General features: G+C 36.8%; 12 protein-coding genes. 8 read left to right on the top strand and 4 right to left on the bottom strand.

From position 1 onward, the window contains the following. Nucleotides 1–13: 13 nt before the first annotated feature. The 3 genes from Q0972_RS16235 to Q0972_RS16225 are packed head-to-tail and all read left to right on the top strand — an operon-like array spanning nucleotide 14 to nucleotide 1,379. Nucleotides 14–571, top strand: coding sequence for a DUF6705 family protein (locus Q0972_RS16235; protein WP_299367829.1), 558 nt, complete (start codon nucleotides 14–16; stop codon nucleotides 569–571). Next, nucleotides 568–1,173 carry a DUF6705 family protein gene (locus Q0972_RS16230; RefSeq protein WP_299367826.1) on the top strand — a complete coding sequence of 202 codons (606 nt, stop codon included), beginning with the start codon at nucleotides 568–570 and terminating at the stop codon, nucleotides 1,171–1,173. The genes Q0972_RS16235 and Q0972_RS16230 overlap by 4 nt, the downstream gene beginning before the upstream one ends. A gap of 5 nt (nucleotides 1,174–1,178) precedes the next feature. Beyond that, the gene (locus Q0972_RS16225; RefSeq protein WP_299367823.1) at nucleotides 1,179–1,379 is read left to right on the top strand and encodes a DUF6705 family protein; all 201 of its coding nucleotides are present in this window, start codon (nucleotides 1,179–1,181) and stop codon (nucleotides 1,377–1,379) included. A 45-nt stretch (nucleotides 1,380–1,424) separates the two neighbouring features. Here the strand turns inward: Q0972_RS16225 and Q0972_RS16220 are convergent, their stop codons facing one another. From Q0972_RS16220 to Q0972_RS16210, 3 genes are read right to left on the bottom strand one after another with little or no spacing between them, the layout of a single operon-like run. Beyond that, complete coding sequence (locus Q0972_RS16220) at nucleotides 1,425–1,772, bottom strand: carboxymuconolactone decarboxylase family protein (RefSeq protein ID WP_299367820.1); 348 nt, start codon at nucleotides 1,770–1,772, stop codon at nucleotides 1,425–1,427. Beyond that, entirely contained in the window at nucleotides 1,765–2,589 is an 825-nt protein-coding gene (tatC, locus tag Q0972_RS16215; RefSeq protein WP_299367817.1) for a twin-arginine translocase subunit TatC, read from the bottom strand. Before tatC ends, Q0972_RS16220 begins: the two co-directional genes overlap by 8 nt. Then, the gene (locus Q0972_RS16210) at nucleotides 2,589–3,554 is read right to left on the bottom strand and encodes a KpsF/GutQ family sugar-phosphate isomerase (RefSeq protein ID WP_299367815.1); all 966 of its coding nucleotides are present in this window, start codon (nucleotides 3,552–3,554) and stop codon (nucleotides 2,589–2,591) included. Before Q0972_RS16210 ends, tatC begins: the two co-directional genes overlap by 1 nt. A gap of 86 nt (nucleotides 3,555–3,640) precedes the next feature. On the opposite strand from Q0972_RS16210, the gene recQ reads away from it, so the two are divergent. Together recQ and Q0972_RS16200 are read left to right on the top strand one after the other, a co-directional pair. Continuing rightward, nucleotides 3,641–5,842 carry a DNA helicase RecQ gene (gene recQ, locus Q0972_RS16205; RefSeq protein WP_299367812.1) on the top strand — a complete coding sequence of 734 codons (2,202 nt, stop codon included), beginning with the start codon at nucleotides 3,641–3,643 and terminating at the stop codon, nucleotides 5,840–5,842. A gap of 89 nt (nucleotides 5,843–5,931) precedes the next feature. Next, entirely contained in the window at nucleotides 5,932–6,888 is a 957-nt protein-coding gene (locus tag Q0972_RS16200) for a hypothetical protein (protein WP_299367810.1), read from the top strand. 6 nt (nucleotides 6,889–6,894) lie between these two features. Here Q0972_RS16200 and Q0972_RS16195 read toward each other — a convergent pair whose 3' ends face one another. Further along, a complete protein-coding gene (locus Q0972_RS16195) occupies nucleotides 6,895–7,326 on the bottom strand; it encodes a hypothetical protein (protein ID WP_299367806.1) in 432 nt (143 codons plus the stop codon). A 528-nt stretch (nucleotides 7,327–7,854) separates the two neighbouring features. Between Q0972_RS16195 and Q0972_RS16190 the strand changes: the two genes are divergently transcribed. The 3 genes from Q0972_RS16190 to crtD all read left to right on the top strand — a co-directional run bounded on the left by Q0972_RS16190 (nucleotide 7,855) and on the right by crtD (nucleotide 11,438). After that, a complete protein-coding gene (locus tag Q0972_RS16190; protein ID WP_299367804.1) occupies nucleotides 7,855–8,787 on the top strand; it encodes a peptidylprolyl isomerase in 933 nt (310 codons plus the stop codon). A gap of 370 nt (nucleotides 8,788–9,157) precedes the next feature. Then, nucleotides 9,158–9,871: a tetratricopeptide repeat protein gene (locus tag Q0972_RS16185; protein WP_299367801.1), complete on the top strand. Its 714-nt coding sequence runs from the start codon at nucleotides 9,158–9,160 to the stop codon at nucleotides 9,869–9,871. A gap of 91 nt (nucleotides 9,872–9,962) precedes the next feature. Beyond that, entirely contained in the window at nucleotides 9,963–11,438 is a 1,476-nt protein-coding gene (crtD, locus tag Q0972_RS16180; protein WP_299367798.1) for a 1-hydroxycarotenoid 3,4-desaturase CrtD, read from the top strand. Nucleotides 11,439–11,441: the final 3 nt, after the last annotated feature.

Raw genomic sequence — 11,441 nt, 5'->3', positions numbered from 1 at the left:
TAAAAATAAAACGATGAAACATATAGTAACAACAATTGTAATACTTTTTGCAGTAAGTTGCAAAGCACAAAGTCCAATCATTTCAACTGTAGATTTTAAAAATGATGATGACAACAATATAGATTTAGTTGATGGTTGCTACCTTAAAGATGTAGAAAATAAATTTAACCCCTTTATAGGGACATGGGTATGGGAAGAAGGTAATGCCAGATTAGAAATTGTATTTGAGAAAATTGAAATGGTATTTGATGGTGATTACTATTCGGATATGTTGGTTGGAAAATATAGATTTGTCAACAGTAGTAGTGAAGAAAAACACAACTCTTTAAATCTCGACGTTACCAATGAAAATTTTTGGGGTTATGGTTATTATCTCATTAGAGGAAGTGGCTATTATACGGATACCCTATTTATATTTTCAATTTCAGACCTTCATAAAAACGCCCATTGCGATTTGTATTTTGAGTTAACCAGCCCTACCGAAGCGGCTTGGCGTATACAGCGCGAAGATGGCAGGGACCATCCCGGTGGTTTGACTTTTCCCGAGGAATTAACCTTGACCAAACAATGAAACATATAGTATCAATAATATTCATAATTAGCCTGTTCTTATGTAAAGCACAATCAATCATTAAATCACTTGACGGTGACGGATCTTGCCCGCCGTATGACACTAATTGTTATGAAAAAGATGTGAATAATGAGTTTGATAAATTTGTAGGAACTTGGAAATATATCGAGGGAAACACAGAGTTAACATTTAAACTAAAAAAGGAATTGCATTATCAAACTTCTGAAGACTCCAACTATATGGACTTATTGGTCGGAGAATATAAATATATTGAAGATGGAATTGAAAAAGTCAATACGCTAACAGACTTTGATGATATGAGCATAACAGGCTATGGCCACAATATTAGTGGTAGTATATTTGTACATATTACACCAAGCTATTGCATTATTAATAGTGACAACCAAGAAATAAAGATTAAAGTCAGTTTAACTGATCCAGATGATTTTAATATTACAGGTAATGTCATCTTACGCTATGTTAATGAAGAGGGAGTAGAAAAATTACAAGTTTGCATACAAGACAATTCAGTTCTTGCAGATGACGAAAATGCCAATATAGCCATACCAGATGGTTATTATGAGCTTGAGAAACAAAATTAAAGGTATTGAAGTACCTGTTAATCATATCGGTCATTTCAAGTTTTTTGTCCTGCAAAGCACAAAGCCCAATCATTTCAACTGTAGATTTTAAAAATGATGACGACAACAATATAGATTTAGTTGATGGTTGCTACCTTAAAGATGTAGAAAATAAATTTAACCCCTCTATAGGGACATGGATTTGGGAAGATGGTAATGCCAAATGAAGTGTTATAACAATTTGAGTAATGATTCTCAGTTGATATGCTTTTCTAACCCTGATTTTCCAAGGCTTCCCAATACTCATAGGCACGTCTTAAATGAGGAACTACTATGGTACCACCTACTAATGTGGCAATGCCAAGAGCTTCACTAACTTCGGCTTTGGTTAGGCCTTCATTATAGGAGGCTTCTAAGTGGTATTTTATACAATCATCACATCTTAAAACGGCAGAAGCCACTAAGCCAAGCAGTTCTTTGGTCTTCTTATCCAAGACACCTTCGGCATATGCATTGGTATCTAAATTAAATATGCGCTTTATGATTTTATTGTTATCTGCTAAGATTTTATCATTCATCTTAGAACGATAGTCATTAAATTCTTTTACTAGATCAGACATTTTTCATTTTTCTTTTTTGGTTTCTTACTACGATAGCCGAAATATAAATACTTACCTGGTATAAGATTAGAATCGGTATGGCCACAATCACTTGGCTCGCAATATCGGGCGGTGTAATAATGGCGGATAATATAAGCACAAGGACTAAAGCGTATTTTCGGTATTTCCTCAGGAATTGTGGCGTCACTAAGCCAACTTTCGTTAAAAAGTAAATGATGATGGGGAGTTCGAATACAAATCCAGATGCCAATGCAGATGACCTAACTATGGCAATTACAGAACTAACATCAAACTCATTAGAGATTTGTTCGCTTATTTGATAGTTAGCCAAGAAATTTATGGATAAAGGCGTTACAATGTAATAGCCAAATAGCACACCTAGGAAAAACAAAAACGATGCAATCACTAAGAATCCTCTCGAATTTTTTCGCTCGTTGTCCTTTAGACCAGGGCTTATAAAACGCCATAGTTGATAAAGCACATAAGGAAATGCAATAATAAATCCCGCATAAATAGATGTCCAGATATGAGCAGAAAACTGTCCTGCAACCGTTCTATTTTGAATGACAAATGGAAATTTATCAGCACAAAATGTAGTGTCATTGAGGCCTATAATTTGCGACATTTTACACAAGCCTTCATAAGTAGGAAAATTCATTTGGGTTGGCCCAAAGATGATGACGTCGAAAATGAATTTTTTAAAGATAAAGGCCAAGGTCGCCGCTATAACTATACCTAAGGTAGCTCTTATTAAGTGCCATCTTAAATCTTCAAGATGGTCTAAAAATGACATTTCGTCAATATTCTTCTTCGCCATTAGATAATGCCTTCTTTAATCAGATCGTGGAGATGCACAACGCCCGCGTACTTTCCTTTTTTTTCTACAAGCAATTGGGATATACCAAACTCCTCCATGAGTTCCATAGCATCCACAGCCATGGCATCCTCTGCTATGCGCCTTGGGTTAGTACCCATAATATCCTTAGCTTTTATTTGGGTAATATCATCACTTTTGGTCAACATGCGCCTTAAATCACCATCAGTTATAATGCCTACAATTTCATCGTTATCGATAACTGCGGTAACACCAAGCATTTTTTCTGTAATTTCAACTATAACCTCTTTTAAGCCAGCATCTAAACCCACTTGCGGTTTCATATTTTGCGAAGACAGATCATTTACCCTTAAATAAAGACGTTTGCCCAAGGATCCTCCAGGATGATATTTCGCAAAATCTTTACTAGAAAATCCTCTCAATTCCAATAAACAGATAGCCAAAGCATCACCAATAACCAACTGTGCCGTGGTGCTTGTGGTAGGCGCCAAGTTATTTGGACAAGCCTCTTGAGCTACATAGGCATTTAGAACAAAATCGGCTTGTTGTCCTAAAAAAGAATCCTTATTGCCAGTAATGGCGATCATTTTGTTATTGGCATTCTTAATAAGTGGTACTAAGACTTTAATTTCTGGTGTACTTCCGCTTTTAGAAATACAAATCACTACATCATCTTTAAGTATTAAGCCCAAGTCGCCATGAATTGCATCAGCCGCATGCATAAAAACAGCAGGTGTTCCTGTAGAATTCAATGTCGCTACTATTTTATTAGCAATAATGGCACTCTTGCCAATACCGGTTATAATAACACGACCCTTGGAATTATAGATCAATTCAACAGCATTGGCAAAATCATCCGTAAGTAAATCCGACAGATTTGCAATTGCCTTACTTTCTAATTCTATCGTGGTTCTGGCAATGTTTAAAATAGAAGACACTGTGTTCAAAACTAATTTTTTAGAGTGTTTTTTTATTTAAAGAAATTGTTATCTTTAAGGTTATGCAAATGTATATAAAATACTAATAGGGATTAATGAGTATTGCAGAAATTGACTTACACTCCGCACTAAAAAAATACTTTGGTTTTTCCGGATTCAAAGGTCTACAAGAAGAAGTTATAAAAAATGTTGTTGAGGGCAATAATACCTTTGTTATTATGCCTACAGGTGGTGGTAAATCCTTATGTTACCAATTACCCGCTTTAATCAAGGATGGCACCGCAATTGTGGTTTCTCCGCTCATCGCCTTAATGAAAAACCAAGTCGATGCTATTAGGGCAGTATCTGAGCACGAAGGTATAGCACACGTTCTCAATTCGTCATTGAATAAGACGGAGGTAAAGCGCGTAAAGGACGATATTACTAGTGGTATAACAAAATTGCTTTATGTTGCACCAGAGTCGCTCACCAAAGAAGAGTATGTAGATTTTCTTAGGACGGTCAAAATATCATTTATGGCAGTGGACGAAGCACACTGTATCAGTGAATGGGGTCATGACTTTAGACCAGAATACAGAAACCTGAGACATATTATAAAACGAATAGGTGATGATATTCCAATAGTTGGACTTACGGCAACGGCTACACCAAAGGTACAGGAGGATATACTAAAGAGCTTGGGAATGACAGATGCTGTAACCTTTAAAGCATCGTTTAACAGACCTAACTTGTATTACGAGGTAAGACCTAAGACGAAAAATGTCGATGCAGATATCATTCGTTTTGTTAAGCAGAATGATGGCAAATCGGGCATTGTCTATTGTTTAAGCAGGAAACGTGTTGAAGAGTTGGCCCAAGTGCTACAGGTCAATGGCATTAAAGCAGTACCTTACCACGCTGGTTTGGATGCTAAAACTAGGGTGAAGCATCAAGATATGTTCCTAATGGAAGATACGGACGTGGTTGTGGCAACTATAGCTTTTGGAATGGGTATCGACAAACCCGATGTACGTTTTGTCATTCACCACGATATCCCTAAAAGTATAGAAAGTTATTATCAAGAAACCGGTAGAGCAGGACGTGATGGCGGCGAAGGCCATTGTTTGGCATTTTATGCCTATAAGGATATTGAGAAGTTAGAAAAGTTTATGTCTGGCAAACCAGTAGCCGAACAAGAAATAGGCCATGCTTTATTACAGGAAGTGGTTGCTTTTGCGGAGACGTCTATCTCTAGACGAAAGTTCATTCTGCATTATTTCGGAGAGGAGTTCGATAATGAAAAAGGTGAAGGTGGAGATATGGATGACAACGTCCGAAATCCAAAAAAACAGGTCGAAGCCCAGGATGATGTTAAAATCCTTTTAGATACGGTTCAAAATACCAATGAAAAATATAAATCCAAGGATTTAGTACAAGTCATTGTCGGAAAATCCAATGCCTTAATAGCGTCTCATAAAACAGATACACAGCCTTTTTTTGGTGTCGGAAAGGAAAAGGATCCCAGACACTGGATGGCACTTATTCGTCAAGTTATTGTGGCAGGTTTGTTACGGAAAGATATTGAAACTTATGGCGTGTTGCGATTAAGTGCATCTGGTAAAGCTTTTATAGCGCAACCACAGTCCTTTATGATGGCAGAAGACCATGTGTACGATGAAGCATCTGATGATGGCATCATTACCAACGCTAAAGGCGGCGGTGGTGCAGCTGATGAGCGTTTAATGACGATGCTGAAGGATTTACGCAAGCGCAATGCCAAACGTTTAGGTGTACCGCCATTCGTGATTTTTCAAGACCCATCCTTGGAAGATATGGCCTTAAAATATCCAACCACTTTAGAAGAATTGTCTAATGTGCACGGCGTAGGTGAAAGTAAAGCTAAAAAATACGGAAAGGACTTTGTGGCTTTAATTGCCGACTATGTTGAAGAACACGATATCGTACGGCCTGATGATTTGGTGGTAAAGTCCACAGGCTCTAACTCTGGATTAAAACTCTACATTATCCAGAATGTGGATCGAAAATTACCACTCGATGATATCGCCTCAGCCAAAGGCATGGAAATGCCCGACTTCATTAAAGAAATGGAATCCATTGTATTTTCGGGGACCAAGCTTAATATCAATTATTGGATTGATGAAATTTTGGACGAAGACCAGCAAGAGGAAATCCATGAGTACTTTATGGAATCTGAAACCGATAAAATCTCCGATGCCATTGATGAGTTTGATGGTGACTACGAAGACGAAGAGCTACGACTCTATCGTATTAAGTTTATGAGTGAGGTGGCGAATTAAGTTTTGAGTTGCTAAAGTCCAAAAACTTCAAATAAATTAAGGATACAACAAGTGTCAGTCATAAATTTGAATATGTTAATAATTATCTCATGAGAATAGATTATCCACCACCATCTCATTGGCAAGACTTAGAAGAACTGTCCAAGAAGATTGCTGAATTAATTTGGGATTATGGGAGTTCAAGTATTTTTGGAAGACAAGGTCAAAATCAGGGAGGAATTGATGTTGTATGTTATGATAATTTCGGGAAGTTAACAGGTATCCAATGTAAAAAAAGAAGGCAAGCATCCCAAGAGGGTGAGCTTATTACTTCAAAAATATTGAGTATTAGCTTAATAAAAGATGAATTAGATTCAACTGACAAGTATTTTCAATTTCCACATTTAGAAAGATTCATTTTAGGTACAACTGCAGCTAGAGACGTTAATATTCAAAAAGAGTTAATTGAGCTTAATCATAATCAAATTAAGGTTAACGGTTGTATTGCTGAAATTTGGTTTTGGGAAGATTATTTGGAGTATTTAAATAGATTCCCAATTCTAGGTTACTGGTTTTATAATGCTTTTTTAAAGCAAAGCGACTTCTATAAATTAGATACGCACATTCTTACGTTTCTTAAGGACGCGTTTGATAGACCTGCATTTCATACACCTTTTCATTTGGAAAATAAGGCAACCGATTTCATTCAAGCTATTGCTGATACTCAAGAAGCTATCAAAACCGGTATTTTAAGGTCGAGAGAAGATAGGACTATTTATCAGAGTTCTTTTCCTGCAAGTAAACTTTCTAATTCAAGATGGAATACAATTCTAATAGATATCTCAAATAAACTGCAGGATTTACGACTACTTTACACCGATGCAATAAGAAAGGGCTTAATAATAGAGCACACTGAAGTTATTCAAGTAACAGATCATGACTTAGTAAATAAATTCAATAATATTCGTTATGAGATCTTAAAGGAACTTAATATAATTTTGAAGGAAGGAAATATTACATCTTTGGACTCAAGACTACTTGATTATAAGTGGTATATGGATGACTGATTTAAATTACTTAGCTGAATACTTCGCAAACAAAATCTCCTGCTTTTTAACCTTTAAGAGGATTTCGTTTAGTTTGGTTTTTTCCAAAGTTTTAATATCGGCTTCTTCAATCTGAAAGTCGATACTGGTCGCGTAGCGTCCTTTGGTTTCCGTATAACTCGACTCAAATTCAAGAGAATCCGAGTTGAGGACTAATTCAAAATCCTTGCCTCTAAACGTAAGTTGCGCGCCCTGTTTACATTTTACCTTCAACGTGCCTACAATAACCGTCTGAAAAAACAAGTAGCCACCCAATTCATTTAATCCAGAAAATAACACATTATGTTCCGAAACGCCATAGGGTTGATGCTCTACAGAAGCGATAATAGCTTCAATGGTATCGCTAGTTGCTGTGTCGGACTCAGATTTGTTAAACAATTTGGAGAAAGAAAAACCCATGAAATTAAATTTTGCCAAAGCTACATAAAAAATAGTTTTTAGGGATAGGAGACAAGACTCAAAACCCAAGTCCCAAATTCCAAATCCCAAAACTCAAAGATTGCTTCGTCTCCCGATAGCTATTGGGATCCTCGCAATGACAGTTGCTTTATTACTTTGCGCTTCCAATACCCAAAAGCTAATAGCTAAGAGCCAACACCCAAAACCCAAATTCCAAAGATTGCTTCGTCTCCCAATAGTTATCGGGATCCTCGCAATGACAGTTGCTTTATTACTTTGCGCTTCCAATACCCAAAAGCTAATAGCTAAGGGCCAAATTCCAACACCCAAATCCCAAAAGATTGCTTCGTCTCCCAATAGTTATCGGGATCCTCGCAATGACATTCAATTGATTATTATGTACTTTCAACTACTAACTACTAACTACTAACTACTAACTACTAACTACTAACTACTAACTACTAACACCCAACTCCTAATTTCCAACTTAACTTCGTATCTTTGCAGCCTTAAACAAAAGAAAACACAATGCAAGACGGTTTATACGCAAAATTCAACACTTCAAAAGGAGAGATAGTAGTCAATTTAGAATTCGAAAAAACACCTGGTACAGTAGGTAATTTCGTGGCCTTGGCAGAAGGCAATTTAGAAAATTCAGCGAAGCCACAAGGGACGCCATATTACGATGGGTTAAACTTCCACAGAGTGATTCCAGATTTTATGATTCAAGGTGGTTGTCCACTGGGTACAGGCACAGGAAATCCAGGTTATAAATTCGATGATGAGATTCATCCAGATTTAAAGCACGATGCTCCAGGAAAATTATCCATGGCCAATGCCGGTCCAGGTACCAATGGTAGCCAATTCTTTATTACACATGTTGAGACGCCTTGGTTAGATGGTAAACACACTGTTTTTGGTAATGTAGTTGAAGGCCAGGATATTGTAGACGCAGTAGCTCAAGGTGATAAGATTGAAAGTATTGAAATCATTAGAGAAGGTGACACGGCAAAAGGGTTTAATGCTGTTGAAGCTTTTAGAACCTTTGAAGGTGCTCGCGAAAAACGCATTGCAGCAGAGCGTGAAGCGGCTAGAGCAGAACTCGATAAATTAGCGGCCGGATTTGATGAAACCGCTTCAGGTTTACGTTATAAAGTCATTCAAAAAGGTAACGGTAAAAAGGCCGAAAAGGGAAACATGGTGTCTGTACACTACAAAGGTCAATTGGCAGACGGAACGGTTTTCGATTCATCGTACAAAAGAAATGCACCATTAGACTTTCAAGTTGGCGTAGGACAGGTTATTCCTGGTTGGGATGAAGGCATTTGCTTACTTAATGTTGGTGATAAGGCTCGTTTGGTAATACCAAGCGATCTGGCTTATGGAGCTGCTGGTGCAGGAGGTGTTATTCCACCTAATGCTACTTTGGTTTTTGATGTGGAATTAATGGATACAAAATAATTATCGATTGTCAGGATGAGCATGTCATGCTGAGCGCAGTCGAAACTTTATATTCTGAATTATAAAGCCATTCAGCTGCGCTCAAAGTGACAAGTAGGACTAGTTTATCCGTTTTAGGTAACATTTTTTAAATAAAATCGTCTCACTTTTAAAGTGAGGCTTTTTTGTTTGTAAGCGTTCATGATCTTACTTATTTAAGGCGTCACTTTGAGTATCGGGCCAAAAGCGAGGTGTGCTTCGACAAGTTCAGCAGAACTATCGAGAAGTAGATTCGAGGAACGTGGTTCTCGATACGATTTGCGCTAATCTCGCAGATCACTCGAACTGACGTTTAGTAAGTCTTCAAAAAAAAATAAGAAACCAATCAAGAATGAAATCAAAAGCATCAATCTTAGTCCTAATCGTTTTTACCCTATTAGTCAGTTGCGCTAACTCAGTTGAGTACTCAGAGACCTTTAAAAAGGAAACCTCAGGAAAATACCTTTATAATTCAGACGAGTTGATTTTGGTCTATTATGAAGCCAATAAACTGCGCCTCAACTGGAAAGGAGGTAAGATAGCGCCTGTAGCCTTAGAAGAAAATGAATTTTTTGTGCCTGACATGTATAAAAAATTCAGATTTGTGATGCATCCCGAAACCCAGAAACGTTATTTGTCTATTGTTGATGAGAATAACCAAGAAAAAATAACCTATGATTACATAAAAGTTACTGACGACTATAAAACACCAAGCCAGTATCTGGAAGAAGGCGATTATGAATTAGCATTGGCTGGTTATTTGGAAATAAAAAAGCAAGACTCTACGAGCTCGTACATTAATGAATGGGATTTTAATAGTAAAGGTTACCAACATATGCGAAAAAAAGAATACGATAAAGCCATTGGCGTGCTTGAGCTCAATGCCAAATTACATCCAAACAGTAGTAATGTTTATGACAGTTTAGGAGAAGCTTACCTTAAAAATGGCGATAGTTTACAAGCTTATACCAATTACAAAATAGCTCTAGAAATGAACCCTGAAAACAAGCGTGCCAAACGTTATCTAGAAGCCTATACCCCTAAGGCTGTTATGGAAAAGGAATAGGAAAACCCCTTTGACTTTGAGGTAAATATTCCTTAAGAAATGTTAATGTTAATTTATTCAAAATAGTTTTCAATGTATCTTTGCTATGCAAATGAAAAAGAAAACTATTGCCATAATTGGTGCTGGGATTGCTGGTATTGCATCAGCTATTCGTCTTCGCGCACAAGGTCATAAAGTCACAGTATTTGAAGCTAACACCTATCCTGGTGGAAAACTTACCGCTTTTTCTGAAAAAGGCTATCGCTTTGATATGGGACCTTCATTGTTTACAATGCCACAGTTTGTAGAGGATTTGTTTAAGGTGGCTAATCAACCAATAGCCAAATATTTTGGTTATAAAAAGAAGCAGGTTATTTGTAATTATTTTTATGAAGATGGAACTACATTCAGTGCTTTGGCAGATATTGATGCGTTTGCAGATAAGGCCTCAATTACTTTTAATGTAGAAAAAGCTACACTTTTAGATTATCTAAGTAAGAGTAAAAGAAAGTACGATTTAACGGCATCCCTATTTTTGGAAAAATCCTTGCATAAGACTTCTACATATTTATCTAAAGATACTCTAAATGCTATTTTCAATATTAACGCTTTAGATATTAATACCACTTTGAGTGATTTTAATGCTAAGGTGTTTAAAGACGAACGCTTGGTACAGTTTTATAACCGTTTTGCGACTTACAATGGTTCATCGCCTTATCAGACACCAGGTATTATGTCTATGATTCCGCACTTGGAGCAGCATTATGGAACCTATTTTCCCAAGGGAGGTATGCACTCTATTACAATGAGCTTGTTTCAACTATCCAAGGATATTGGTATCGATTTTCATTTTAATAAAAAAGTAAAGGAAATCATTATCAAAGGCAATAAGGTGCAAGGCCTTGAGATCGATCATGAATTCATTGATGCCGATATTGTCGTTTCAAACGCAGATGTTGTACCGACCTACAGGCATTTGTTGCCAAAGCATAAAGCACCAGAAAAAATCTTAAAGCAACCGAGAAGTAGTTCGGCATTAATTTTTTATTGGGGTGTAAAACAACAATTTCCCGAACTCGATTTGCATAACATCTTTTTTTCCAACGATTATGAAACAGAGTTTGATTATATATTCAATAAAAGGGATGTGAATGAAGACCCTACAGTGTACGTAAATATCACTTCAAAAGAAGAGCCACATGATGCACCCAAAGGTTGTGAAAATTGGTTTGTAATGATCAATGTACCTAGTAATACAGGTCAAGATTGGGATGTCATCATCGAAAAGTCGAGGAGGCATATAAAAAATAAACTCAACAGATTGCTAAAAGTTGATTTAGATACTTTAATAGAATACGAGAATATATTAGATCCAAGATCCATAGAATCAAGAACACAAAGTTATCAGGGCGCATTATATGGTGCCTCTAGCAATAATAAGTATGCAGCATTTCTCAGACATCCAAACTTTAAAAGTTCGATCAAGAATTTGTATTTCTGTGGTGGCAGTGTCCATCCTGGTGGAGGCATACCGCTTTGCTTATTATCTGGTAAAATTGTCGCAGAACTTATAGAAAACCAACCCTAAAGC

Source organism: Winogradskyella sp. (assembly GCF_028282165.1).
Lineage (GTDB): Bacteria > Bacteroidota > Bacteroidia > Flavobacteriales > Flavobacteriaceae > Winogradskyella.
The sequence above is the reverse complement of the archived record's forward strand: the minus strand, read 5'-3'. Positions and strand labels throughout refer to the sequence as shown.